Origin of the sequence: Streptomyces sp. NBC_01498 (genome assembly GCF_036327775.1) — a bacterium.
Classification (GTDB): domain Bacteria; phylum Actinomycetota; class Actinomycetes; order Streptomycetales; family Streptomycetaceae; genus Streptomyces.
Window position 1 is genome coordinate 3,527,340 of record NZ_CP109598.1, and the last position, 25,639, is coordinate 3,552,978.

The window sequence follows — 25,639 nt, forward strand, 5'->3', positions numbered from 1 at the left end:
AACCTCTGAAACCTTCTGAAGAGGACGCGGCGAGGACGGCGAGAACGGGGAAGGACTCAGCCGTACATCCGGCGCATCGCGAAGTCGACCATCTGCTCCACGGCCTTGGCGTCGAAGACCATCCGGTGGTCGCCCTCCATGTCGATCACGAAGCCGTAGCCCGTCGGCAGCAGGTCGATGACCTCCGCGCCCGTGATCACGAAGTACTTCGACTCCTTGCCCGCGTACCGCCGCAGCTCCTTGAGCGTGCTGAACATCGGGATGACCGGCTGCTGGGTGTTGTGCAGGGCCAGGAAGCCGGGGTTGTCACCGCGCGGGCAGTAGACCTTCGACGTGGCGAAGATCTGCTGGAAGTCCTCCGCGGAGAGCGACCCGGTCGTGAACGCCCGCACCGCGTCCGCCAGCGACGGAGGGGACGGCTCGGGGTACAGCGGCTGCTCCCCGTAGCCGCCCATCGGCTGCTGCGGGGGCGCGTACTGCTGCTGGGCGCCAGCGTTCTGGTCGTAGCCGTACATGACGCCAAGAGTACTGAGGAAAGGCCCCCGGTTGGACCGGCGGGCGCTTCTCGTTGCCGCCCGTCGCGTCCCGCCGGCGCGCGGCGGCCCCGGATGCGACTCGTTGTGACTCGTCGCGCTCGTCACAGATGTCCGGGAGGGGGTTGCATCTTATTACCGGCGGGTAGCATCATCGTAGTCACCACTGAGTACGGGTACGAGGAATTCGCCTCCCAAACCGCTTACGGAGCCGTCGCCATGGGGCACTACAAGTCGAATCTCCGCGACATCGAGTTCAACCTCTTCGAGGTCCTCGGGCGCGACAAGCTGTACGGCACGGGCCCGTTCGCGGAGATGGACGTCGAGACCGCCAGGACCATCCTTTCCGAGGTCACCAAGCTCGCCGAGACCGAGCTGGCCGCCTCCTACGCCGACGCGGACCGCAATCCGCCCGTCTTCGACCCGGCGACGAGCACCGCACCCGTGCCCGCCTCCTTCAAGAAGAGCTACCAGGCGTTCATGGACTCGGAGTACTGGCGCCTGGGCCTCCCCGAGGAGATCGGCGGCACCACCTCGCCCCGCTCCCTGATCTGGGCGTACGCGGAGCTGCTGCTCGGCGCCAACCCGGCTATCTGGATGTACACCTCGGGCCCGGCCTTCGCCGGCATCCTCTTCGAGGAGGGCAACGAGGCGCAGAAGAAGATCGCCGGGATCGCCGTGGAGCAGCAGTGGGGCTCCACGATGGTGCTCACCGAGCCCGACGCGGGCTCCGACGTGGGCGCGGGCCGGACAAAGGCCGTCGAGCAGGAGGACGGCTCGTGGCACATCGAGGGCGTGAAGCGCTTCATCACGTCCGGTGAGCACGACATGTCGGAGAACATCCTTCACTACGTGCTGGCCCGCCCCGAGGGCGCCGGACCGGGCACGAAGGGCCTGTCGCTCTTCCTCGTACCGAAGTACGAGTTCGACTGGGAGACCGGCGAGCTCGGCGAGCGCAACGGCGTGTACGCGACGAACGTCGAGCACAAGATGGGCCTCAAGGCGTCCAACACGTGCGAGCTGACCTTCGGCGACCGGCACCCCGCCAGGGGCTGGCTGATCGGTGACAAGCACGACGGCATCCGCCAGATGTTCATGATCATCGAGTTCGCCCGGATGATGGTCGGCACGAAGGCCATCGCGGCGCTCTCGACGGGCTATCTGAACGCGCTGGAGTACGCCAAGGAGCGTGTCCAGGGCCCCGACCTGTCCCAGTTCATGGACAAGACCGCGCCCAAGGTCACCGTCACGCACCACCCCGACGTACGCCGCTCGCTGATGACGCAGAAGGCGTACGCGGAGGGCATGCGCGCGCTGGTGCTGTACACCGCCTCCCTCCAGGACGAGATCGCCAAGAAGGAGGCGGACGGCGAGGACGTCAAGGCGGAGCACGCGCTGAACGACCTGCTGCTGCCGATCGTCAAGGGCTACGGCTCCGAGAAGTCGTACGAACAGCTCGCCCAGTCGCTCCAGACGCTCGGCGGCTCCGGGTACCTCCAGGAGTACCCGATCGAGCAGTACATCCGGGACGCCAAGATCGACACCCTCTACGAGGGCACCACCGCCATCCAGGGCCAGGACTTCTTCTTCAGGAAGATCGTCCGCGACCAGGGCCAGGCGCTGAACACCCTCGCCGAGGAGATCAAGCAGTTCCTCGCCGTCGGCACCGGCGGCACCGAGCTGGCCCCGGCGCGTGACGCGCTCGCCAAGGCGGCCGTCGACCTGGAGGCGATCGTCGGGAAGATGCTGACGGACCTCACCGCCACCGCCGAGGACGTCAAGAACATCTACAAGGTCGGCCTGAACACGACCCGGCTGCTGATGGCCTCGGGAGACGTGGTCGTCGGCTATCTGCTGCTGCGCGGCGCGGCGGTGGCCGTGGAGAAGCTGGAGACGGCGTCCGCGAAGGACGTGGCCTTCTACCAGGGCAAGATCGCGGCGGCGAAGTTCTTCGCCGCGAGCGTCCTGCCCGGTGTCTCGACGGAGCGCGCGGTCGCCGAGTCCGTGGACAACTCGCTGATGGAGCTGGACGAGGCGGCCTTCTAGGGTCCCGTTCCGGCGACCGCCTCCTGAGGAGGACGCCTCCCGAACGCCGACTCAAGAACGTCGTCCATCGAACGCCGCCTCAAGAACATCGGCTCCCGAACGCCGACTCCGGCGTCGGCTCCCGAGAAGCCGGACGAGCCTCGTCATCCCCCGAGGCCCGTCCGGCGTTCGTGCGGGGGGTGCGAGGGTGCGCGGGTGGGCTTGTGGGTTCCGCGGCGCGCGGCGGCGCGCTTTCGGACGTTTCCGGACGGACAGCGTCCGCCATCGGCACCGGGAGTGGCTGAAGAATGGCTCGTTATGGTGATCCCATGAGCACATCCGCCCGCTTCGACCGCGGCCACACAGACGACCTGATGACCTTCCTCGCCGCCAGCCCCACGCCGTACCACGCGGTGGCGAACGCGGCCGAGCGCCTGGAGAAGGCCGGTTTCCGGCAGGTCCGGGAGACCGACGCGTGGGAGGGGACCAGCGGCGGCGCGTACGTGGTGCGCGGCGGCGCGCTCATCGCCTGGTACGTCCCCGAGGGGGCCGCGCAGCACACCCCGTTCCGGATCGTCGGCGCGCACACGGACTCCCCCAACCTCCGGGTCAAGCCGCTGCCGGACACCGGCGCGTACGGCTGGCGGCAGGTCGCCGTCGAGGTGTACGGGGGGCCGCTGCTCAACACATGGCTGGACCGCGACCTCGGGCTGGCCGGCCGGCTCTCCCTGCGGGACGGCACCCACCGACTGGTCCACGTGGACCGGCCGCTGCTGCGCGTACCGCAGCTGGCCGTCCATCTCGACCGGGGCGTCAACACCGACGGTCTGAAGCTGAACCCGCAGCGGCACATGCAGCCGATCTGGGGGCTCGGCGAGGCCGCCGAGGGCGATCTGATCGGCTTCGTCGCCGAGGAGGCCGGGGTCGACGCGTCCGACGTCACCGGCTGGGACCTGATGCCGCACTCCGTCGAGCCGCCCGCGTATCTCGGGCGCGACCGTGAACTGGTCGCCGGGCCCCGGATGGACAACCTGCTGTCGGTGCACGCCGGTACGGCCGCGCTGGCCGCCGTCGCCGGGGCCGCCGGGACGGGCACGGCCCTGCCGTACATCCCCGTGCTCGCCGCCTTCGACCACGAGGAGACCGGCTCCCAGTCCGACACCGGCGCCGACGGGCCGCTGCTCGGCACGGTGCTGGAGCGCTCGGTCCTGGCGCGCGGTGGCTCGTCCGAGGACCGGGCGCGGGCGCTGGCGGGCACGGTCTGCCTCTCCTCCGACACCGGCCACGCCGTGCACCCCAACTACGCGGAGCGCCACGACCCGACGCACCACCCGCGCGTCAACGGCGGCCCGATCCTCAAGGTCAACGTCAACATGCGGTACGCGACGGACGGCGCCGGGCGCGCGATGTTCGCGGCGGCGTGCGAGCGGGCCGGGGTGCCCTGGCAGTCGTTCGTCTCGAACAACTCGATGCCGTGCGGTACGACGATCGGCCCGATCACGGCGGCCCGGCACGGCATCAAGACCGTCGACATCGGGGCGGCGATCGTGTCGATGCACAGCGCGCGCGAACTGTGCGGCGCGGACGACCCGTTCCTGCTGGCGAACGCCCTGACGGCGTTCCTGGAGAGCTGACGCGGGAGCCGGCCGCGAGGCCGGCGGGAAGACCGGCCGCAAGACCTGCGGGAGGGCCGGCGCGAAGGCCGAACTCACCTGCTCCTGCATGGGTGTTCCCGGGCCGGGTACCCGCATAGCGGCCCGGGAACGGCCACCACTCGTATCAGGAGGCGGGATTCATGGGCGTAGGCGGATGCATCGCACTGATCGCCGTGGGGGCGATCCTCACGTTCGCGACGGACTGGGAGGCGGAGAGCGTCAACCTCGACCTCGTCGGGGTGATCCTGATGGCGGTCGGCCTCATCGGTATCGCGACGTTCACGAGCATGGCGAAGCGCCGGCGGGCGATCGTGCAGGCGCAGCCGACCGTGATCGAGCGCGACCGGCCGCTGTAACCCGCGGCGTACGGCCCCGCCGAGCGGCGCGGGGCCGGGCGTACGCGTACGCCCACGCCGGCCGGAGGGCGCCCGGCCGGACCGGTGGGCGGTACGGGACCCGGTACGGGCCGGTGGGCGATACGCCCCCGCACCCCGTCAGGTGCGCGCCCCGCCCGAGGGCCTGTCCGACGGACCCGCCGGGCCGCCGGACCACCCGACCGCCGGACCCACAGAACCTCCAGCGGGTCCGGAACGGAACCTCCGCCGCGTCCGGAATGGAACCTCCACGAAGTACCTGCCTTCCCCGCCCTACGCGTCCAGCCCGGCCAGCACCAGACCCAGCCGGCCCGTGCCCGACGCCGTGACCCGTACGGGCACGCCCCAGTCCTGCTGGTGCACATGGCACGCCGGGTACTCGATCTCCGGAGCGTCGTCGCAGGACGCGGCCATCGCCGAGACGTGCAGCACCCCCTCCGTGACACCGTCCGCCAGGACCAGGTCCCGGCCCAGCTCCGTACCGGCACCGGCCCCCTCCGCCAGCAGTTCCGGCGGGGTGGCGGAGACCAGCAGCCGGGTCGAGGGACCGTAACGGGTGTCCAGCTTCTGCCCCCGGGGCGCCTCGAAGACGACATCCAGCCGCAGCGCGCCCGGCGCGACCTCGGTCGTGGCGCGCCGGGTGCGGTGCGCGACCGACTCGACGCGCACGGCCTCCTCAGGAAGCCGCAGCCGGGTCAGCCGGTGCCGGGCGGACTCGACCACGACGATGTCGTCACCGACGAGCACCGCGCCGGACGGCTCGCGCAGATCCGTGGCGAGCGTCGTGACCTCGCCGGTCGCCGGGTCGTAGCGGCGCAGCGCGTGGTTGTACGTGTCCGACACGGCCACCGAGCCGTCCGGCAGGGCGGTCACACCCAGCGGGTGCTGGAGCAGGGCCTGACCGGCCGCGCCGTCGCGGTGGCCGAAGTCGAAGAGCCCGGTGCCGACGGCCGTCCGCACGGCGAAGCCCGCCCCGTCCGCCTTGCCGTCCCCCTCCCCGTCCCGTTCCACGTACCGTTCCACGTACCGCAGGGCGCTGGTCTCGGAGTCGGCCACCCACAGCCGGTCCGCCGTCGCGGCGAGCCCGGAGGGCTGCGCGAACCACGCCTCGGCGGCGGGTCCGTCGACCAGGCCTTCGTTGGTGGTCCCGGCCGCGACGGCGACGGTGCCGGCCGCCGGGTCGTACGTCCACAGCTGGTGCGTCCCGGCCATCGCGATCCACAGCCGGTCCTGCCACCAGGCCACGTCCCACGGCGAGGAGAGCGCCACCTCCAGGGCGGGCCCGTGGGTCGGCGAGCCCTGCCACCACTGGCGGCCGGTGCCGGCCAGGGTCTCGACGGTGCCGGTGACGGGGTCGTAGGCGCGGATCGCGTGGTTCACGGTGTCGGCGACGGCGATCCGGCCGTCCGCGAGCGCGGCGAGCCCCTGCGGCTCGCTGAACCCGGTGTCGGCTCCGGGGCCGTCGGGTCCGAAGCCGCGCTCGCCGTGTCCGATCCGGCGTACGACGCTCTCGCCGTCCGCCGCCAGTTCGACCAGCTGGTGGCGGGTGGAGTCGGAGACCAGGAAGTTCCCGGAGGGCAGCGCGAGGACCTTGCCGGGGAAGCGCAGGTCGGTGGCGACGGGGGCGGGCGCGACATAGGGGCCGTCGCCGCGCCGCAGGGTGCCCTTCGCGGCGTGCTCGGCCTCCAGCTCCTCGACCAGCCGCTCGATGGCGTGCGCGTGCCCCTCGCCCGCGTGCTGCGCGACGACGTACCCCTCGGGGTCGATCACGACGAGCGTGGGCCAGGCCCGTACGGCGTACTGCTTCCAGGTCGCCAGCTCGGGGTCGTCGAGGACGGGGTGGTGCACCTCGTACCGCTCGACGGCGTCCACGACGGCGGCGTGCTCCGCCTCGTGGACGAACTTCGGCGAGTGCACGCCTACGACCACGACGGTGTCGCTGTGCTTCTGCTCCAGCTCGCGCAACTCGTCGATGACATGCAGGCAGTTGACGCAGCAGAAGGTCCAGAAATCTAGCACCAATGTGCGACCTCGGAAGTCCGCGAGGGACAGTTCCTTACCGCCGGTATTGATCCAGGATCGCCCTTGCAGCTCAGGGGCGCGGACGCGTGCACGCTTACTCATGACGTCAAGGGTGCCACTACCGCCAGGGCGGCCACGACACCCCCGGACCCGCTACACCCGCCTCACATCGTCCGGGGGCACCAGCCACTCGGCACCCCCGCCCGCAGGCCGCAGGAACGCCGTCGGACGCTTGCGGCGCAGCCACGAGGGCTCGGCGGGGTCCTCATAGTCGGGGATCACGTCGCGCAGGATGCCGACACGTCCGGTGGCGTCCTCCACCTGTGCGCCGATGTCGTCGCGCGCGATCACCCGTGCCCCTCCGGGTGCCGCCTCATGTAGACGTTGCAGTCGGACACCGTGGTCATGTCGCCACCGGTACGCGCACGGTCCCGCACGTTCGCGAGTTCGGTGCAGCCCGGACACCCCTCCACCGGGGTCGGCTCCAACTCCATACGTAACGGCAGTTCCACCGGCATGGTCTGGTAACGCGTCGGTTCGGTCATTCCGTGATCGTGATGCGCCCTCATGGACGTATCCACTCCGAGCGGACGACAGTTGAGCCGTTGTTCGCTACGGTCACAGAAAGGCCCAAACGTCTGCGGGAGACCTCTTGAACTCAGCCCTACGATCAGCTATGGCAGATGCCGGTGTCAGTACACGTCAGCTTGCCGTGCATATTGGTGTGACTGGCAAGACAGTCGAACGATGGCTGGCGGACGCTGAGCTGACGCCCCACGCACGGAACCGCGATGACGCCTGCCGGGCGTTGGGAGTGGACGAGGAAATGATCTGGCCCCAGGTAGTCAAAGACCGCATCAAGAGCGGCCACGACCGCGAACTAGTCCACAGCTACCCGTACCGCTCCGCATGCCCGTCGACGGTGTGGAACGAGCTGATCAGCGATGCCGGCGCCGACCTGTTCTTCGCTGGATACACGAACTACTTCCTGTGGACCCAGGTTCCCGCGTTCCCCGAAATACTGCGCCGGAAAGTCGCTTCGGGGTGTCGCGTCCGCTTCCTGCTGGGAGACCCCGACGGCGAGGTGACCCGCCAGCGGGAGAGCATCGAGGATGTGGCCCTGACAGTCTCCACACGCATCCGCATCACACTGGAACACCTTGACCGCCTCGGCCCATTGGACGGCCTTGAGACACGCCTCAGCGCTCCGGAAGACGCGATCAACCATGTGAGCCTCTCCGTGTTCCGGTTCGATGCCGACGCCCTCGTAACTCCCCACCTTGCGCGTCTGGTTGGCCATGATTCGCCGCTCCTCCACCTCCACAGGCGCGGTGACGGTGGCATGTTCGACCGGTTCAGCGAGCACGGTGAAGAGCTTTGGAAGAGCGCGACACCCAAGAGGTCTTGACGTCGACGCCCGGACACGAGAAAAACCGCCCACCCCATCGGTGAACGGCCTCTCGGGCTGAAGTCGGATCACTCCGTGTCGGCAAGCGCCCGGTACAGCGTCGCACGGGACACACCCACCGCCTTGGCCACCGCCGTCACACTCTCCCCCTTCGCCCGGCGCGCCTTGGCAGCAGCGAGCTTGTCAGCGTCCATGACCGCCGGACGTCCACCCGTACGGCCCTGAGCACGGGCAGCGTCGAGACCCGCACGCGTCCGCTCCTGAATCAGCGACCGCTCGAACTCCGCCATGGCGCCAACGACTTGGAGCATGAGGCGACCGTCCGGGGTGTTCGGATCGATGCTCGCCAGCGCACCCGTGAGCACCTTGAACCCGACACCCCTTGTGGCAAGAGCGTCCACCATGTTCACCAGGTCGATCAGCGACCGCGCGAACCGGTCCAGCTTCCACACGCACAGGGTGTCCCCGGGGCGTACGTAGTCGAGAACGGCCGTCAGCTCCGGGCGCTCCGTGTTCTTCCCGCTCGCCTTGTCGGTGAAGACCCGAGCGCAACCCGCCTCCTTGAGCGCGTCGAGCTGCAACTGTGCTTCCTGGTCGTCCCCTGAGACTCGCGCGTATCCGATGAGGTGTCCCGTGTTCGTGTCCACGAGGAGACAGTCTCATAACTCGTCTCAGAACGGTAGAGGCTTGCGGCGGGTTTTGAGACGGGTTTTGAACGTCAATCCGGCCCCCTGGGGTCACCCGGTGGGCCGTCTCATAAACCATCGTTTGATGGACGCCCCGTCGGCCGTCACGCTGCGCCACGGCAGCGCACGCGCCCTCTCAACCACCAGACCCGTACCGACCGAGAGGAGCAGACACCTGACGATCACCCAGGTCACCTGACGGGGCCACCCGCCCCCTCGCCCACCCGTGCACAAACTGACAAACTAACCCCCTATTTCACTTTCTGCTAACACACGTTAGAGAGAGATGGAAATAGGGGGTTAGTTTGTCAGTTTGAACCATCATGGCGACTCACGGTGACGGACAGGGAGGATTCGTTACTCGACGTAGCAACGGGCCGCGAACGGCGCCCGTCAGGCTTACGCCCCCAGGTCCCCCGAGTGGTCCGCCCACGCGATGGCGCAGCGCTCGTGGCCAACGAACCGCGCACCCCGTCGCCCCTTGCTGACGGTCACGGAGTCCATCGCGAGCCGGAGCCGTTCCCGCCGCCCCGCCGTATCGCTGGCTTCCCACGCTTCTCCGAGAAGTTCCCCGTCCAACAGCGGGGTTATATCGATGGTCGGCGCCGGCATCTCAGCGAGCCCCATACGCAGTCCCTCAATACGCCCTCGGAGCCTTCCCGCAAGCCTGTTGTACCGGTCGATGGCGTCCGCTCCGCTGAACTCCCCCCGCACGTAACGTGCTTCCTCAAGGTCAGCGAGACGCGCTTCCTCTTCTCTGATCTCCGCCTCAATCGCATCGCGCTTCGCGAACACTTCCGGGTCTTCCTGCTTCACCCAGCGCTCCGCGATAACGGCCAGAAGGTCGTCGTCGGGCTCAAGCGCGGGAAGACGGCTCAGGAACGCGTCCCTCACGTAGGCGTCAAGGCTTTCAACCCGTGCAGTGACTCCGACGCAACCCCGCCCCATCCGGTTCGAGGAACAGGCATACGACGTTCCCGCCTGACTCATGCGTGCCCCGCACAGGCCACAGCGGGCAATCCCGGTGAGGAGCGCCGTTCCCTGCTTGTGTCCGTGCCGCTTTCCGGCGAGCGGGAAGGTGCGGGACTCAAGCTGCCTGATGATGAGTTCGCGTTCTCCCACTGTGATGATGCCTTCACCGATGCTCACGGTGTCCAGCGTCTCGGGATCGCGGTACGGAATGACCTTCGAGCCGTACTTCCGAGTTCCGTCCGCTGCCTCTTCGTACGTGGTCTGAGGCATGAGACCTGCGAAAGCGGGTCCGCGAAGCAACTGCATCACGCTGGACGAATTCCACTTCCCACCACGCGACGACTCGATCCCATGCTCATTCAGGAAACGCGCCACATGGACGAGCGCCTTTCCCGAGAGTGCTTCGTCGGCGATCAGACGCGCGTAAACGGCTGTCTCCGGGTCGTGCACGAGCCTCTTCGTGTCCGGGTCCACCTTGAGCCCGTACGGGGGCTGACCACCGATCCACTGGCCACGCTGCCGCAGGAACCGCTTCGCGCTGCTGACGCGCATGCCCAGGTTCCGGGACTCGTTGCGGGCAAGCTCAGCGAGAAGCGCGATGGTGACGCGGGCGCTGTCGTTCGACGTATCGAGACCGTCCATGACGGACACGAGCCGTCCGCCCACACGGCTGAAGTCGTCCAGCGCCTTGCCGACTTCACCGATGCCCTTACGGCTCAACCGATCGAGCTTCCACACGATCAGCACGCCGACGACTCCCGACGTCACAGCAGTGATCGCAGCGTCGAAGCCCTTGCGGCTGACGCTCTTGTACCCGGACCGTCCCCGGTCGATGTGGACCTTGCGGACCGTGATCCCGTTGCGCTCCGCCCACGCGCGGCAGTCCGCTTCCTGGCGGTCGATCGCCGTCTTGCCCTCCCTGTCCAGTGACAGGCGGAGGTACAGGTCAGCGATGGTGTGGTGATGCACGGATTCACCCTATCTGGAGTTCCCTCAATGGTTCAGGACATCCAGAAATCGAGCAGCACGATGCGCCCGCGCAGCTCGGCGAGGCTGTACGCGCGGCCCCCGGTGTTGAGCCAGCCGCCCTTGCCGACCAGCTCGGGGGCTCGGACACGGGCACGGCGACGGGGCGCGGGGGCGGACGTCGGAGCGGGATCGTTCATGCTCCCAGGGTGCCACCAGCGTCCGACAACACGACCGGGCCCCCGGCTTCCGGAAGGGGATCGGGAAGGGGTCCGGCCCCTGGATTCTCCGGCGGAAGAGGAAGGTGTACGGGCTGCCGCCTACCGCCGCGCCGGTCCCGCCGGGGCCGGGTGGCCCGTCCGCGCGGGCGGGTCGTGGGCGAGCGGAGGCCGGGTGGCGGGCCGGTCGTGCGCGTACGTGCCCCCGACCGCCGTCTACGCGCGCGTGGCTCGTCCGCCGGCGGGAGGGGTCGGCAAGCCGGGGGCTGACCGCCGTACACGCGCGCGTGAGGAGTCCGCGCGGTGAGGACCCGTCACCGCCGCTTACACGCGCGTGGCGCGTCCCGTGCGCGGGTGTGTGCCCATGACGCGCCACGCGCGCGTCACGCACACGTCAGCAGCCGCTTGCGATCGATCCGGCCCGCCCCCGCTCCACGCGTACGTCACGCATTCCCGGATCAAGGACAGTGCGAGCGGGGTGGCCCGGCTCCACGCCCGTGCGTCCCGGCCCGCCCGCCGCCCGTCGGCGCCGCGCCCACCAGGGCCTCGCCCGACTCCGTACGGAAGTACAGCACCGGCGCGCGTGGCGCGTCCCGTGCGCGGGTGTGTGCCCGGCTTCACGCGTACGGGACGCGCACGTGAGCCGCCGCCGCTTGCGATCCGGCCCGCCCCGGCTTCGCGCACGCGTCACGCATTCCCGGATCGAGAACAGTGCGAGCAGGGTGGCCCGGCTCCACGCCCGTTCGTCACGGCCCACCAGGAAAGCCGGGTGGGACAGAGGACGCGCGTGCGTCAGGCCCGCCCGCCGCCCGGCGGCGGCGCCGCGCCCACCAGGGTCTCGCCCGACTCCGTACGGAAGTAGAGCACCGAGCGGCCCGAGCGGCGGCGGGTGATCAGGCCCGCGTCCAGCAGGACCCGGAGGTGGCGGCCGACCGAGCCGAGGCCCTGTCCGGTCAGTGCCACGAGCTGTGTCGTGCTCTTGGGGGCGCCCAGCAGCGCCAGCACCGCCGCCCGGCCGGGGCCGAGCAGGGCGCGCAGCGGTTCGGGTACCGGGGGGCGGGTGCCCTCCTCGGCGAGGACGCCCGCGCACGGGTACACCACGGCGTACCGGTCCGCGTCCCACGAGACCCAGCTCTGCCGGGGCGAGACCGGTACGAACATCAGCCGGACGCCCGGGATTTCCTGGGAGAGGCCCGGCCGTGCGGAGATCTGGAGCCGGTTGCCGCCGAGCCAGCGCATTCCGCGCCGCATGTCGCCCAGCGCCGACGCCCAGCCGCCCCGGCTCAGCTGCGCCGTACGCGCGACGATGTCGGCCTCGACGAGCCGCCGGCGCCGGGGCCAGTACGGCAGCACCGTCTCCGCCCACACCCACTCCACCAGGGTGGCCGCCCGCTCCGCGAGGTCGTCGCGGTCCGCGAGCGGAGCGGGGAGCGGACCGTCCAGGGAGATCAGCAGATCGGCGCGGACAGTCTCCGGCGGGACCTCCCGGATACGCGTCAGCTCGTTGTCGAAGGTCTGCTCCGTCAGGGCCTCCCCGGTGGGCGTCGGGGTGATGAAGTCCGCGTTCCAGCCGCGGCCGAAGGCCGACCGGACGAGCAGCGCCGTGACCGGGTCGGCGGCCAGCCGTGACCGGTAGGCGGGCAGATGCGCGTCCAGCCAGGCCCGTTCGCCGGGGTGCGCGGCGCGGCCGTCGTGCAGGGCCCGCAGGCTCGCCACCGTCTCGGTCAGCGGCGACACGACGAACCGGCTCCCCGCCAGTGTGTCCGCGTCGACCTGCCACCAGCCCATGCGCCCCACCCTACTCACGAGGTTTCGCGGTGGCGCGAAACATTAACCCGCTGTCCGCTACGCCTCGGAGACTCCGGCCATGCGCACGTATCAGGAGCTTTTCCGTACACCGGAGTTCAGACCGCTCTTCCTCACCTCCGCCGGGCAGGTCGCCGCCCAGACCGTGAGCGGGCTCGCGCTGAGCACCCTCGTCTACACGGCGACCGGCTCGCCGCTGCTCTCCGCACTCGCCATGTTCGGCCCCGCCCTCGCCCAGGTGGTCGGCGCGACGACCCTGCTGTCGGCGGCCGACCGGCTGCCCCCGCGCGGCACCCTGGTCGCGCTGTCGCTGCTCTTCGCGCTGGGCACCGCCGCCACCGCCCTGCCCGGTCTGCCCGTCCCGGCGGCCCTCGGGATCGTGCTCGGCCTCGGCGCCGTCTCCGCGCTCGGCGGCGGGGTGCGTTACGGACTCCTCAACGAGGTCCTCTCCAAGGAGGGCTATCTGCTCGGCCGGTCCGCGCTCAACATGTCCGTCGGCATCATGCAGATCCTCGGCTTCGCGACGGGCGGGCTGCTGGTCGCGCTCCTGTCGCCGCGCGGCGCGCTGCTGACCGGCGCCGCCCTGTACCTCGCGACGGCGGGCGTGGCGCGGCTCGGCCTCAGTAGGAGGACGCCGCGCGCCACCGGCCGCCCGTCGATCGGCCGGACCTGGCGGAACAACGCCCGGCTGTGGTCCTCACCGCCCCACCGCACGGTGTACCTGGCGCTGTGGGTACCCAACGGGCTCGTCGTCGGCTGCGAGTCGCTGTACGTGGCGTACGCGCCCCGGCACGCGGGCATCCTCTTCGCCGCCGGTGCGGCGGGCATGCTCGCCGGGGACGTCCTGATCGGCCGGTTCGTCCCCCGCCGCCTGCGCCGGCGGCTCGCGGTGCCGCTGTTGCTGCTGCTCGCCGTACCGCACCTGGTCTTCTTCCTCGGCCCGTCGCTGCCGCTCGCCGTCGCCGCCGTCACCCTCGCCACGGTCGGCTACGCGGCGAGTCTCGTCTCCCAGGAACGGCTGATGGCCCTGACACCGGACGAGCTGAGCGGGCACGCGCTCGGGCTCCACTCCTCCGGGATGCTCACCACCCAGGGCGTGTGCGCCGTCCTGGCGGGCGCGGTGGCCGAACGGACCTCACCGGGCACGGGCATCACGGTCCTGGCGGCGGCCTCGGTCGCCGTCACGTTGCTGCTGGCACGGAGGCTGCGGGAGGTGCCGGAGGGGCCCGAGGGGCCGGGCACACCGGGGCCGGGCACGGAGGAACCCGGGACGGAGGAGCGCGGGACGGCGGAGCGCGGGACGGAGGAGCGCGGGACGGAGGAGCGCGGGACGGCGGGACCCGGCACGCGGGGGCCGGACGCGCGCGGCGCTGTCGCCCGTACGCGTACAGGTGACGCCGTCACGCCGTGGCCCGGTGGCACGGCGGGTACGAACACCGCATGAAGTACTTGGTGCGCGACAAGATCTTCGCCATCGGCGACGACTACTGGATCGAGGACGAGCGGGGCGACCAGGCCTTCCTCGTGGACGGAAAGGCGCTGCGGCTGCGCGACACCCTGGAACTGAAGGACCCTCAGGGGCGGGTGCTGATCACGCTCCGGCAGAAGCTGGTCAGCCTGCGGGACGCGATGACCCTGGAGCGGGACGGCGAACCGCTGGCCACCATCCGTAAGAAGAGGCTGTCGCTGCTGCGCGACCACTACCGGGTCCGCCTGGCCGAGGGCACCGAACTGGACGTCAGCGGCCGGATCCTCGACCGCGAGTTCACGGTCGAGCACGACGGCGTACTGCTGGCGCACGTGTCGCGCAAGTGGTTCCGGGTGCGGGAGACGTACGCCGTGGACGTGCTCCGGGACGACGCGGACCCGTCGCTGCTCATCGCGGTCGCGGTGTGCGTGATCCGGATGGCGGACAAAGAACACGACGACGGCTGACGGGGCACCGGGGGCACCGGGCCCGCCCTCGCGCCTCTGTGGGAGGGCGGCCTCCGGGGCTCACCGGGCCGGTGAGCGAGGCGGTCACGAGGGCCGGCGGGCGGGCCGGTCAGCGGCGGGGCGCCGTCACACCCAGCAGCCGGTCCTTCAGGACCGGGAACCGCTCGCGCGTCGCCGCGACCGTCGCCGGGTCGAACTCGACCGTCAGGACCTCCTCACCGGGTCCCGCCTCCGCCAGCACCTCGCCCCACGGGTCGACCACGATGCTGTGCCCGGACTGCTCCACCCCGGCGTGCGTCCCGGCGGTCGAGCAGGCGAGCACGTACGCCTGGTTCTCCACCGCGCGCGCCTGCGCCAGCAGCGTCCAGTGGGCGCGGCGGCGGGCCGGCCAGCCCGCCGGGATCACGAACACCTGCGCGCCCTCGTCGACGAGCCCCCGGAACAGCTCGGGGAACCGCAGGTCGTAGCAGGTGGCGAGGCCCAGCACCGCGTCCGGCAGGGCGACGGTGGCCAGCTCGTCCCCGGCGCCCATCATCGTCGCCTCGCCCTTGTCGAAGCCGAAGCGGTGGATCTTGCGGTACGCGCGGACCAGCGAGCCCTCGGGCGAGATGACGAGCGCGGTGTTGTAGAGGTCGGGAGCGCCGTCCAGGACGGCCTCCGGGGCGCGTTCCACGACGGACCCGGCGTGCAGCCAGACCCCCGCGTCCCGCGCGGCCTCCGACATGGCGGCGAACGTCGGGCCGTCGAGCGGTTCGGCCTCGGTGCCGAACGACTCGTACGCGAAGGCGCCCACCGGCCACAGCTCCGGCAGGACCACCAGATCGGCGCCGCGCTGCTCCCTTACCAAGGAAGCGACACGCTCTCTACGGGAATTGACCGATTCGTCCGGGTCTACTGCGATCTGGAGGAGAGAGGCGCGCACACTACCACCGTCCTGGCATTCGAGCCGTCAACACGGGCCTACGATCGTCACACGAAAGCACTGCCGGGGTGCCAACGGGCAGCGTAACTTAGGCTCTCGAACCTCCCACGCAGCCCGCCGCCCGCCGCCCGCGCCGCCAGCAGCCCAGCCGCTAACCGCAGAACCGTCGAGGGGTCCCGTGACCATCCATCCCAGCCTTCAGAACTACGCCGATGCCTGGTCCCACTCCGTTGAAGCCATAGCCGAGCTGGTCCAGCCACTCGTCGAGGGAGAGTGGAACCGTCGCACGCCGTGCCCCGGCTGGTCGGTGCGGGACATCGTCTCGCACGTCATCGGGCTGGAGTGCGAGATGCTCGGGGACCCGCGGCCGATCCACACCCTGCCGCGTGATCTGTACCACGTACAGAGCGAGATCTCCCGCTACATGGAGATGCAGGTGGACGTACGGCGCCACCACACCGCCCCGGAGATGACCTCCGAGCTGGAGTACACGATCATCCGGCGCAACCGCCAGATCCGGAACGAGAACCGCCAGCCGGACACCATGGTCCGCGCTCCCCTCGGCACCGAGCAGACGCTCGAACAGGCCATGCGGGCGCGCGCGTTCGACATCTGGGTGCACGAGCAGGACCTGCGTACGACGCTGAGCAAGCCCGGCAACCTCGACTCGCCCGGCGCGCTGATCACCCGCGACGCGCTCCTCGAAGCCCTCCCGAAGATCGTCGCGAAGGACGCGGGCGCGCCGCCGAACACGGCGATCGTGCTCGACGTGCACGGCCCCGTCGAGTTCCTGCGGACGGTCCGGGTCGACGCGGAGGGGCGCGGCACGATCGACGGCGCGCCCTCGCTCGGCCCTGCGGTGACGCTGGTGACGGACTGGGAGACGTACGTCCGGCTGGCGTGCGGGCGGGTACGGGCCGCCGCGGTGCCGGACCGCATCAAGATCGACGGGGACGCGGACCTGGCGGCGGCGATCCTGCGGGAGTTCGCGGTCACGCCGTAGCGTGCCCCCTTCCCGCCTTGGCTTGCTGTCTTCCCGCCGTCGCAGCGCACCGCCTTCCCGCCGGAGCGCGCCGCCCTCTTCAGGAGGGTCCGCGTTCCAGGAGAGAGCCTGCGCTCAGGCGGGCACGTGCACGGCCTCCACCCGGCTCGCCACCAGCCGCTCGCGCTCCCGCCGTACCGTGCGTGCCCGCAGCCGCAGGATCTGGACGATCCCGAGCGCTTCGAGGACGAAGACGGACGAGAACGCGACCCGGTAGTCGCCGCCGGTCGCGTCCAGCAGCACACCGACGGCGAGCAGAGTCGTCATCGAGGCCGTAAAACCGCCCATGTTGACGATTCCGGAGGCGGTGCCCTGACGGGCGGGCGGGTTCGCGGGCCGGGCGAAGTCGAAGCCGATCATCGAGGCGGGTCCGCAGGCGCCGAGGACGACGCAGAGCGTGATCAGCAGCCAGGCCGGCGCGTGGTCACCGGGATACGCGAGTGTCGACGCCCAGACGAGCGCGGTCACCCCGATGGTGCCGAGGGCCAGCGGCGCCCGCGCGGCGTGGTGGCGGGCGATGACCTGTCCGTAGACGAGTCCGATCACCATGTTGACGAGGACGACGAGGGTGAGCAGGTCGCCCGCCGCGGCGCGGGACAGCCCCTGGGCCTCGACGAGGAACGGCAGCCCCCAGAGCAGCAGGAAGACCATGGCCGGGAACTGGGTGGTGAAGTGCACCCAGAGCCCCAGCCGGGTACCGGGTTCCCGCCACGACTCGGCGATCTGCCTCCGTACGTAGGCCGCGCCGGCGTGCTCGGACGGCGGCGGCTCATGGCCCTCGGGGTGGTCCTTGAGGAAGAGCAGCAACAGGACGAGGACGACGACGCCGGCCATCGAACTGCCCACGAACGTCGTCGTCCAGCCGAGGTCGCTCAGCGACCGGGCGATGACGAGCGTGGAGACCAGATTGCCCGCCATCCCGAAGAGGCCGGTGAACTGGGCGACCAGCGGGCCGCGCCGGGCGGGGAACCAGCGGGCGCCGAGCCGCAGGACGGCGATGAACGTCATCGCGTCGCCGCAGCCGAGCAGGGCGCGGGCGGCGAGGGCGGTGCCGTAGCCGGGGGCGAGGGCGAAGGCGAGCTGCCCGACGGTGAACAGGGTCACGCCGAGGGTCAGCACCCGGCGGGTGCCGAGCCGGTCGACCATGAGGCCGACGGGTATCTGCATCCCGGCGTAGACGAGGAGTTGGAGGATCGAGAAGGTGGAGAGCGCGGAGGCGCCCACGTGGAAGCGGTCGACGGCGTCGAGACCGGCGACACCCAGGCTCGTACGGAAGATGACGGCGACGAAGTAGACGGCGACCCCGATACTCCACACGGCGACGGCCCGCCGACCACCGGGCGGGTCGCCGGGGAGGAGGGTGAGGGCGGGGCCGCGACCGGAGGAGCCGTGCCCGGACGAGCCGCGACTGGACGAGCCGCGACTGGACGAACCCTCTCCCGAGGGGCCTCGACCGGAGGAGCGGCCGGGCGCCTGGTGGGCCGAGTTGCCGGACGCCCGGCCGGTCGACCCGGACGACGGCTTGTCGGTCGATCCGCGGGACGGGGCGCCGGTGGAACCGCCGAACGGGTCGCAGGACGGGTCGCAGGACGGGTCGCGGGACGGGTCGCCGGTGGAACCGCCACCGGGCGCCTCGTCGGCCGAGTCGCCGGACGCCTCTCTCGCCGATCCTCCTGAAGAGGAGTCCGCGCTCACCTCGCCTCACCCCGTATGAGCACCTTGACGCGGCTGACATGGGCGCGCACGCACCGCGCGGCGGCGTCGGCGTCCCCGGCCCGGATGGCGTCCAGCAGTTCGCTGTGTTCGGTGATGCTGGTCCGTACGCGCTCGGGGTGCGCCTCCATGACGGCGACGCCCATCCTCAACTGCCGGTCCCTGAGCTGGTCGTACAGCTTCGACAGGATCTCGTTGCCCGCGTTGCGCACGATCTCGGCGTGGAAGCACCGGTCGGTGACGGCCACGGCGGCCAGATCCCCCTCGTCGGCGTGGCTGCGCTGCTTCTCGACCAGTTCCTCCAGGCGCGCGACGAGCGACGCGGAGGCGGGCACGGCCTTGCGGACGGTGAACTCCTCCACCAGCAGCCGGGTTTCGACCACATCGGCGATCTCCTGCGCGGAGACGGCGAGCACGAGGGCGCCCTTCTTGGGATAGAGCTTGATCAGCCCCTCGACCTCCAGCTTGAGCAGCGCCTCGCGCACGGGGGTACGCGACACCCCTACGGCCTCGGCGAGTTCGCCCTCCGTAAGGAGGGTGCCGCCCTGATAGTGCCGTTCGAGAACGCCCTGCTTGATGTGGCTGTAGACCCGGTCGGCGGCGGGCGGCTGTTTCACGGAGACGGCGGACGCGGACGAGGTCGCGGAAGAGAGGGAGGGAGAGGTGGCGGCGGGTGCGGCAGGCATGAACACAGCTTAGATACAACAGGGATGCGAGAGGAGCCCCGTCCAAATCGCGGGATCGGGGGTACACGGCAGAACGGAGGCACCCGTTCGGGGGACCCCGTGCATCCTTGCGGGCATCTCGCGAGTCTTCCCAGGGAGCGCCCCGAGAACAGCCCGGAGCTCACAACACCACAGAACCACGCGATCGCGACATCGGAGCGTTCCTTGAAACCCAGCCTCACACGAGCAGGAGTAACAGGCGTGAGCGGAAACGTGCGCAGGGCCGCGGTGCTGGCCCTCACCTCCGGCGTACTGCTGACCGGCACGACCCTCGCCGCCCCCGTGGTCCACGCGGCCGGCTCCGCACCTAAAGCCGTCGCCGCACCGAAGGCCCCCGCCCTGCCGACCCTTTCGGCCAAGGGCGCCTTCCTGCTGGACGACACCACGGGCGCCCAGAAGTACGCCAAGAACGCGGACATCCGCCGCCAGATGGCGAGCACCACCAAGATCATGACGGCGGCCGTCGTCCTCACCACCAAGAACATCGACCTCGACCGCCGGGTCACCATCAAGCAGAGCTACCGCGACTACGTCGCCCGCGAGGGCGCCAGCACGGCGGATCTGCGCACCGGCGACAAGGTGACGATCCGTCAGCTTCTGTACGGGCTGATGCTGCCGTCCGGCTGCGACGCGGCGTACGCCCTCGCGGACGCGATCGGCACGGGCACGACGGAGGCCGCGCGCACGAAGTCGTTCATCTCGAAGATGAACGCGAAGGCGACCGAACTCGGCCTGAAGAACACCAAGTTCGACTCCTTCGACGGCATCTCGCAGGGCGGGAACAACTACACGACCCCGCGCGACCTGGCGAAGATCGCCGACTACGCGATGAACAGTTCCACGCTGCGTACGGTCGTCAAGTCCACCAGCCACAAGAGCACGGCGCCCACCAAGGCCGGCGGCACGCGCACGTACACCTGGTACAACACCAACCAGCTCCTCGGCTCGTACACCGGCGCCCTCGGCGTCAAGACCGGTACGGGCACGGCCGCGGGCCCCTGCCTGATCTTCGCCGCGACCCGTAACGGCAAGACGCACATCGGCGTGATCCTGAACGGCACGGACCGCTACAGGGACGCGGCGAAGCTGCTCGACCACTACTCGGGTGTGTCGGCGGCGAAGACGATGAAGCTCCGCCCGCTGCCGGAGAACGCGCAGCGCGACTGACCCCCTGCGGGATGCGGTAAGGGGCGCGGCCACCACGGGGTGGCCGCGCCCTCGTCGTTGTGGGCTCTCGTCGTCGCGGGTTCCTGGTCGTTGCGGGCTCTCGTCGTTGCGGGTCCCTGGTCGTTGCGGCGCCTCGTCGTCGCGGGGCCTTGCAGAAACGCTCCCCCTTCACCCTCAGCGGTGAATTCCACGGTTTTTCTTCATGTTTGGGGTTTGTTCGCTATTACGTTCCCTCGCATGGAGGTGGTTCGCATGAACGAACACATTCAGCCGTCGGACACGGCTGCGCGGCATGAGGCGGACGAGGCGATCGAGATCGGGGACTTCGTCTACGGGGCGACGGGGGCGAGGATCCGGAGGCTGACGATGCCGGACGGGAGCCAGTGGTTCCCGGCGGCGGACGTGCTGGGCGAACTCGGCTACACCAACCCGCGCAAGACCCTGAAGGATCACGTCCCGGAGAGTTTCAGAACCCAACTCGAAAGGCTAACCACACGTTACGGTTGCCACATTCCAGCAGGTCACGGCTTTAAGAAATCGATGAACATGGTGAACTTGAACGGGCTCATCATGCTGGTCTCGTCGGTGACGAAACCGGAAACCCTGCCGTTCCGGAAGTGGGTCACAGAGGTCGTCGTCACCGTCCAGCGCACCGGGTCCTACGCTCTTCCCGGTGCCGACGTACGACCTCCCGTCGCGCCCGCCCCCGTCTCCTACGCCATGCCCGACCAGGTCGCCGAGGCCATCGTCCGGCTGGAGGAGCGGAACATACGGCTGGACGAGCAGTTCGCGGCCGTACAGCGCGAAACAGTCGAAATCCGGCGCGACATGCTCACCGCGCAACAGGACACGGCACGCGCCATGGAACGCATCGCCGACCGGCTCGGTGACCTTCTGACCGACCGCCCGGCCGTGCCGGCCCCGCGCACCCCGCGCAGGACCGCCGACGCCGTGCTCACCGACTGGAAGTCGCGGATGTCGGTCACCGAGGACGTCTGGACCGTCGCCGTCACCATCGCACCGGCCCTCGCCGCCGACGGCGAACTGCGGCAGCCCCTGCCGTCGATCGCGGCCCGCACCGGCCTCTCGGAGCACCGCGTCAACGAATGTCTGCGTCTCCTGCGCAAGCACGCCTGCATCCACCCGCGCGGCAGCACCACGGACGGTGTCCCGGTCTACGGGCTGAGCCCCGCGCGCCCCCTGTAACCTGCCTCGGTCAGGGATCACCGAGCGCCGAGGAGGACGGGTGGCCGGTCAGCGGATCACGACCCGCAACGCCCGTTTCCAGCAGTGGCACGCGCTGCTCGCCAACCGCAACAAGCGCAAACGCCAGAACGAGTTCCTCGTCCAGGGCGTGCGCCCGATCACGATGGCCGTCGAGCACGGGTGGACGATACGCGCCCTGCTGTACGACGCGAGCCGGCCGCTCTCGCGGTGGGCCGAGGAGCTGATGCGCGGCATCGGTACGGACCGGGTCGCGATGGCCCCCGAACTCCTCGCCGAACTGGGTGAACGCACGGACGGCGCGCCCGAGGTCCTGGCCGTGGTCGAGATGCGGCCGGACGACCTGAGCCGGATCGCCGTCCACGACGCCTTCCTGGGCGTGCTGTTCGACCGCCCCACCCAACCGGGCAACATCGGCAGCATCATCCGCTCGGCGGACGCCTTCGGCGCGGACGGCCTGATCGTGACCGGCCACGCGGCGGACGTCTACGACCCGAAGGCCGTACGCGCGACCACGGGCTCCCTGTTCGCCCTCCCGGTGGTCCGCAGCCCGTCGCACCACGAGGTGGCCGAGTGGCTGTCGAAGGAGCGGGCGCGGGGGCGGCACGTGGCCGTGGTCGGCACGGACGAGCAGGGCGATGCCGATGTCGACCAGTTCGACTTCACCCAGCCGGTGCTGCTGCTGATCGGCAACGAGACGGCCGGCCTGAGCGCGGGCTGGCGCGAGTTGTGCGACCACGTGGTGAGCATCCCCATGTCGGGCTCGGCGAGTTCACTGAACGCGTCGAACGCGGCGACGGTGGTCCTGTACGAGACGGCGCGGCAGCGGCGGGCCGCCGCCGCGCGCTGATTGTTCTAGGACGGTACGGGCGGCGTCCTGGTCGAGGTACGCGCCCGGGTACCGGTCTTGGTCGATGAGCACGCCACGGGCCGACGGCCGAGCAGGCCGGATGACCCTGAACTCCTCAACTCCCGGGCGCGCCCGGTGTACGACGACGGGTAGCTTCATCGGTGCTCCGTTGTGCGGTGACGGTGGTGTCGATGGTGTGCAAGCGTCAACTCGTCATCTCCCCGGGCGAGTTGTGCGAGGGTCAACTCGTCATCCCGCCGGGCGACATCAGGCACCGACATCAGACACCGCTATCAGGCGCCGGTTTCAGGCACCGGTTTCAGGCACCGACGTCAGGCGCCGCTACCTGCTCGGCGACTGATCACAGCGGCGCGTCCGCCAGGAGACGGGCCAAGGTGCGGCGGCCCGTCCGGCACATCGCCGGGTTGCTGTCGACGTAGTACCAGACCAGTCCCATCGACTGGACGAACGCCCACGCCTTGCCCCGCTGCCACTCCGGCTCGTCGCAGCCCAGGCGCTCGCGGAGCACCCGGCGCGGCCCGGTCTCCAGCAGGTGCCACGCGCCCACCAGATCCAGCGACGGGTCCGCCGGCCCGAAGCCGCCGACGTCGAGGATGCCCGCGAGACGGCCGCCGGACACGAGCACGTTGCCCGGAATCAGATCGCTGTGGCTCATGACGTCCTCCGCCGCTCCTCGGGGGAGATCGCGCAGGGTCGCCCACATCCGTCGCAGCCGTGGGACGTCCAGCAGGTGCGTGCTGTGCCCGAAACAGGTCTCCATCCACCCGTCGTGCGCGCGCAGGTCGCCCCCTCGCCCCGTACCGGAGAACGTCCGGCCGCGCGCCCCGATCGCGCGTACGTCCCCGATGAAGTCCGCCAGATCGCGGGCGAACGCGACTGATTCACCCGGGTCCTCGTCGTCCGCCACGGTCCCGGGCAGCCAGGTCTGTACCGCCCACGGCAGCGGGTAGCCCGCGCCTGGTGCCCCCAGCGCGACCGGCTCGGGCGTGGGGCACCGCGTACGGCCCGCCAACTCGCGCGCCGCTTCCGCCTCCGCTTCGAGCCGGCGCCGGGTCGTCTCGACGGCGGCGGCCTCAAGCGGCAGGCGCGCCGCCAGCTTGTCCCCCATGCGGAAGACGGCGTTCACCGTGCCCTGTGCGGTGATACCCCGGACCGGCAGGTCCCGCCACTGCGGAAACTGCTGATCCACGAGCGTGCGCACTGTCTGCGCCGTCACCGTCAGCTGGTTCGCGTGCATCTTCATGCGGGAAGCTTCCGCGTCTCGCGCCTCATCCGCAACGCGCTTTCGCCGTACGGCCCGACGGCCCGGTCAGCAGCCGCAGGCTCCCGCGACCGGGGCGGTCAGCCCGTCCGGCTCCCGGCGCTCGGGGCCCCGCAGGGTCTCGTACGCGAAGCCCTCACGCACCCAGTACTCGAACCCGCCGAGCATCTCCTTTACCTGGTAGCCGAGTTCGGCCAGGGCGAGCGCGGCACGGGTGGCACCGTTGCAGCCGGGCCCCCAGCAGTAGGTGACGACAGGCACCGACCTGTCCAGCACGTCCCCGGCCCGCTCGGCGATCAGGGCGGTGGGCAGATGGACCGCGCCGGGGACGTGTCCCTGGTCCCAGGACTCGGTGGAACGGGAGTCGAGCACCACGAATCCGGGGTCCCGCACCACCGATCCGGAGTCCCCCTCGGCCGCGAGCCCGGCCGCGACGTCGGACACGTCGGCGTACAGGCGCAGCGAGGCGCGGAAGTGGGCGGCGGCCTCGGCGGGCGAGGCGGGAGGCACGCGCAGGACGGGGTCGGGAGCGGTCATGGTCATGGGCGGGTGCCTTTCCTGACGAGGGATACGGCCCCGAATCTACGGCCCGGCCAGGCTCCGTCGAAGGCATCATCCACGGCCTCTCATTGCCTTCGCCGGGAAATGCGTGGTACTTCTCGCCCATGACCGCGTTTTCCCTCGACGCCACCGACTGGCACATTCTCGACGTCCTCCAGCGCGACGGCCGCGCCAGCTTCGCCGACCTCGCTCGCGCCGTCTCCATGTCACCGAGCGCGGTGACCGAGCGCGTGCGCCGGCTGGAGGAGGCGGGGATCATCAGCGGCTACGCGGCGGTCGTGGACCCGGAGCGGGTCGGGCTGACGATCATGGCGTTCGTACGGCTGCGCTACCCGAACAGCAACTACAAGCCCTTCCACGACCTGGTCGACGTGATGCCGGAGGTCCTGGAGGCGCACCACGTGACCGGCGACGACTGCTTCGTCATCAAGGTCGCGGCGCGTTCCATGCGCCACCTCGAGGAGATCACCGGCCAGCTCGGCGGCCTGGGCCCCGTCACGACGAGCGTCGTGTACTCGTCCCCGCTGCCTCGGCGCCCGGTGGGCCGCTGAACTGCGGGAGTTCCTGTACGTACGGATCGGCGGCCGGCGCGCACCCGCGTCGAAGGCGGCCCGCAGCGGGCCCGGGGCGTCACGCCGCGTGCCGGATACGGGCCGGCCGGCCGTACCGCGCGCTCGGGGACGCACGGCACGGCGACACGGTCAGAGGTCGATGTTCGGCCCCTGGGGTATGGAGTTGAGGACGAGGTCCTCCAGCATTCTGACCTTGCTTCCGTCGAAACCGTACCGAGCCCACGCACGGCCCGTGATCCCGCGCTTCTGACCGTTGCTGATCAGCCAGATGGTGTCCGACGACGGGGCGTCGGCCAGGATGGCACCCACGGACAGGGGGCCTCCGTCGGTGATACTGGCGAGGTCGATCACCTGCTGCACTCCGTCGTAGGAGTGGAACAGGTTGAGGTACGTGGCGTCGCCGGGAATCCCCCGGCGCTTGCCGTCGATGACGATCCAGACGGTCATGCTGCCGAGCGTCTTGAGACGGTATCCGTTGAGTTCCGGCCGGTCGGCCACAGCGCCCTTCGTCGTACGGGCGGCGCCTTCCGCCGCGCTCAGTTCCGCGACCGTGCGCGCGCCGGCCGGGGCCTCGGCGGCACTCGCCGGGAACGCCGTTCCGAGCGCGAGCGGAATGGCGAGGGCGAGGCTGACGGCGCCGAGTGACGCGCGTCGACCGAGGGTGCTGGACATGGCTCCTCCAAGGAGTCGGGAGAGTTGATGGAGCCGCGGGGCGGGTGATTCTCCGCCCGGCGGCGCCCCCTCAGGCTGGCAAAACCCGGACAGCCTTCCCATCCCAGAAAGTTGGGGTGCTCCGCCGTCCAGCGGCGGCGGAGACCGTGAGGGGGCACGGGGCTTCAGCACCGCCGCGGCCTTCGACAACGTCTCGGTCGGTAAGGCCGACCGACCCGGTCGATCGGATTGGTCCGCCGGTTTGTGTCGATGACGAGGTGACCCGTTCGCCGTTGTCAGTGAAGCCGCCGCCGGAAGGCGCGGCACACG

At 70.4% G+C, this 25,639-nt stretch carries 25 protein-coding genes; 11 read left to right on the forward strand and 14 right to left on the reverse strand.

Going from position 1 to position 25,639, the window contains the following annotated elements:
- Positions 1-56: 56 nt before the first annotated feature.
- Positions 57-515, reverse strand: a complete 459-nt coding sequence (locus OG875_RS15000) for an SseB family protein (RefSeq protein WP_330174734.1) — start codon at positions 513-515, stop codon at positions 57-59.
- Positions 516-752: 237 nt separating this feature from the next.
- Between OG875_RS15000 and OG875_RS15005 the strand changes: the two genes are divergently transcribed.
- The 3 genes from OG875_RS15005 (at position 753) to OG875_RS15015 (ending at position 4,569) form a co-directional block, all read left to right on the forward strand.
- The gene (locus OG875_RS15005; protein ID WP_330174735.1) at positions 753-2,579 is read left to right on the forward strand and encodes an acyl-CoA dehydrogenase; all 1,827 of its coding nucleotides are present in this window, start codon (positions 753-755) and stop codon (positions 2,577-2,579) included.
- Between the two features lie 308 nt (positions 2,580-2,887).
- Positions 2,888-4,192, forward strand: coding sequence for a M18 family aminopeptidase (locus OG875_RS15010; RefSeq protein WP_330174736.1), 1,305 nt, complete (start codon positions 2,888-2,890; stop codon positions 4,190-4,192).
- 161 nt (positions 4,193-4,353) lie between these two features.
- On the forward strand, positions 4,354-4,569 hold the full coding sequence (locus OG875_RS15015; protein WP_330174737.1) for a DUF6458 family protein: 216 nt from the start codon (positions 4,354-4,356) through the stop codon (positions 4,567-4,569).
- A gap of 291 nt (positions 4,570-4,860) precedes the next feature.
- Here the strand turns inward: OG875_RS15015 and OG875_RS15020 are convergent, their stop codons facing one another.
- Genes OG875_RS15020 through OG875_RS15030 form a run of 3 tightly spaced genes read right to left on the reverse strand, consistent with a single transcriptional unit; the run spans position 4,861 to position 7,154 of the window.
- Entirely contained in the window at positions 4,861-6,711 is a 1,851-nt protein-coding gene (locus tag OG875_RS15020; protein ID WP_330174738.1) for an NHL domain-containing thioredoxin family protein, read from the reverse strand.
- A gap of 51 nt (positions 6,712-6,762) precedes the next feature.
- A complete protein-coding gene (locus OG875_RS15025; protein WP_228447158.1) occupies positions 6,763-6,960 on the reverse strand; it encodes a hypothetical protein in 198 nt (65 codons plus the stop codon).
- Positions 6,957-7,154, reverse strand: coding sequence for a hypothetical protein (locus tag OG875_RS15030; protein WP_114660140.1), 198 nt, complete (start codon positions 7,152-7,154; stop codon positions 6,957-6,959). The genes OG875_RS15025 and OG875_RS15030 overlap by 4 nt, the downstream gene beginning before the upstream one ends.
- Positions 7,155-7,435: 281 nt before the next feature.
- On the opposite strand from OG875_RS15030, the gene OG875_RS15035 reads away from it, so the two are divergent.
- Positions 7,436-8,017, forward strand: a complete 582-nt coding sequence (locus tag OG875_RS15035; RefSeq protein ID WP_330177750.1) for an XRE family transcriptional regulator — start codon at positions 7,436-7,438, stop codon at positions 8,015-8,017.
- A gap of 68 nt (positions 8,018-8,085) precedes the next feature.
- Here OG875_RS15035 and OG875_RS15040 read toward each other — a convergent pair whose 3' ends face one another.
- From OG875_RS15040 to OG875_RS15055, 4 genes are all read right to left on the reverse strand, one after another.
- On the reverse strand, positions 8,086-8,664 hold the full coding sequence (locus OG875_RS15040; protein ID WP_330174739.1) for a recombinase family protein: 579 nt from the start codon (positions 8,662-8,664) through the stop codon (positions 8,086-8,088).
- 438 nt (positions 8,665-9,102) lie between these two features.
- A complete protein-coding gene (locus OG875_RS15045; protein ID WP_330174740.1) occupies positions 9,103-10,644 on the reverse strand; it encodes a recombinase family protein in 1,542 nt (513 codons plus the stop codon).
- A gap of 32 nt (positions 10,645-10,676) precedes the next feature.
- Complete coding sequence (locus tag OG875_RS15050) at positions 10,677-10,841, reverse strand: hypothetical protein (RefSeq protein ID WP_330177967.1); 165 nt, start codon at positions 10,839-10,841, stop codon at positions 10,677-10,679.
- An 810-nt stretch (positions 10,842-11,651) separates the two neighbouring features.
- Positions 11,652-12,647, reverse strand: coding sequence for an ArsR/SmtB family transcription factor (locus OG875_RS15055; RefSeq protein ID WP_330174741.1), 996 nt, complete (start codon positions 12,645-12,647; stop codon positions 11,652-11,654).
- A 79-nt stretch (positions 12,648-12,726) separates the two neighbouring features.
- Between OG875_RS15055 and OG875_RS15060 the strand changes: the two genes are divergently transcribed.
- Both OG875_RS15060 and OG875_RS15065 read left to right on the forward strand, forming a co-directional pair.
- Complete coding sequence (locus OG875_RS15060; RefSeq protein ID WP_330174742.1) at positions 12,727-14,109, forward strand: MFS transporter; 1,383 nt, start codon at positions 12,727-12,729, stop codon at positions 14,107-14,109.
- Positions 14,106-14,600, forward strand: coding sequence for an LURP-one-related/scramblase family protein (locus OG875_RS15065; RefSeq protein ID WP_330174743.1), 495 nt, complete (start codon positions 14,106-14,108; stop codon positions 14,598-14,600). Before OG875_RS15060 ends, OG875_RS15065 begins: the two co-directional genes overlap by 4 nt.
- A gap of 109 nt (positions 14,601-14,709) precedes the next feature.
- Here the strand turns inward: OG875_RS15065 and OG875_RS15070 are convergent, their stop codons facing one another.
- On the reverse strand, positions 14,710-15,522 hold the full coding sequence (locus OG875_RS15070; RefSeq protein ID WP_330174744.1) for a carbon-nitrogen family hydrolase: 813 nt from the start codon (positions 15,520-15,522) through the stop codon (positions 14,710-14,712).
- 178 nt (positions 15,523-15,700) lie between these two features.
- Between OG875_RS15070 and OG875_RS15075 the strand changes: the two genes are divergently transcribed.
- Complete coding sequence (locus tag OG875_RS15075; protein ID WP_330174745.1) at positions 15,701-16,525, forward strand: maleylpyruvate isomerase family mycothiol-dependent enzyme; 825 nt, start codon at positions 15,701-15,703, stop codon at positions 16,523-16,525.
- Positions 16,526-16,639: 114 nt separating this feature from the next.
- Here OG875_RS15075 and OG875_RS15080 read toward each other — a convergent pair whose 3' ends face one another.
- Complete coding sequence (locus OG875_RS15080) at positions 16,640-17,881, reverse strand: MFS transporter (RefSeq protein WP_330177751.1); 1,242 nt, start codon at positions 17,879-17,881, stop codon at positions 16,640-16,642.
- A 374-nt stretch (positions 17,882-18,255) separates the two neighbouring features.
- Positions 18,256-18,963 carry a GntR family transcriptional regulator gene (locus tag OG875_RS15085; RefSeq protein WP_330174746.1) on the reverse strand — a complete coding sequence of 236 codons (708 nt, stop codon included), beginning with the start codon at positions 18,961-18,963 and terminating at the stop codon, positions 18,256-18,258.
- Positions 18,964-19,203: 240 nt separating this feature from the next.
- Here OG875_RS15085 and OG875_RS15090 point away from each other — a divergent pair, with 240 nt between their 5' ends.
- The 3 genes from OG875_RS15090 to OG875_RS15100 all read left to right on the forward strand — a co-directional run bounded on the left by OG875_RS15090 (position 19,204) and on the right by OG875_RS15100 (position 22,243).
- Complete coding sequence (locus tag OG875_RS15090; protein ID WP_330174747.1) at positions 19,204-20,169, forward strand: D-alanyl-D-alanine carboxypeptidase family protein; 966 nt, start codon at positions 19,204-19,206, stop codon at positions 20,167-20,169.
- 252 nt (positions 20,170-20,421) lie between these two features.
- The gene (locus OG875_RS15095; protein ID WP_330174748.1) at positions 20,422-21,375 is read left to right on the forward strand and encodes a BRO-N domain-containing protein; all 954 of its coding nucleotides are present in this window, start codon (positions 20,422-20,424) and stop codon (positions 21,373-21,375) included.
- A gap of 40 nt (positions 21,376-21,415) precedes the next feature.
- A complete protein-coding gene (locus OG875_RS15100) occupies positions 21,416-22,243 on the forward strand; it encodes an RNA methyltransferase (RefSeq protein ID WP_330174749.1) in 828 nt (275 codons plus the stop codon).
- 361 nt (positions 22,244-22,604) lie between these two features.
- On the opposite strand, the gene OG875_RS15105 is transcribed toward OG875_RS15100, so the two are convergent.
- Together OG875_RS15105 and OG875_RS15110 are read right to left on the reverse strand one after the other, a co-directional pair.
- Entirely contained in the window at positions 22,605-23,507 is a 903-nt protein-coding gene (locus OG875_RS15105; RefSeq protein ID WP_330174750.1) for an aminoglycoside phosphotransferase family protein, read from the reverse strand.
- 66 nt (positions 23,508-23,573) lie between these two features.
- Entirely contained in the window at positions 23,574-24,068 is a 495-nt protein-coding gene (locus tag OG875_RS15110; protein ID WP_330174751.1) for a rhodanese-like domain-containing protein, read from the reverse strand.
- A gap of 122 nt (positions 24,069-24,190) precedes the next feature.
- On the opposite strand from OG875_RS15110, the gene OG875_RS15115 reads away from it, so the two are divergent.
- Complete coding sequence (locus OG875_RS15115; protein WP_330174752.1) at positions 24,191-24,637, forward strand: Lrp/AsnC family transcriptional regulator; 447 nt, start codon at positions 24,191-24,193, stop codon at positions 24,635-24,637.
- 150 nt (positions 24,638-24,787) lie between these two features.
- Here the strand turns inward: OG875_RS15115 and OG875_RS15120 are convergent, their stop codons facing one another.
- Positions 24,788-25,330, reverse strand: coding sequence for a hypothetical protein (locus OG875_RS15120; RefSeq protein WP_330174753.1), 543 nt, complete (start codon positions 25,328-25,330; stop codon positions 24,788-24,790).
- Between the last annotated feature and the right edge of the window lie 309 nt (positions 25,331-25,639).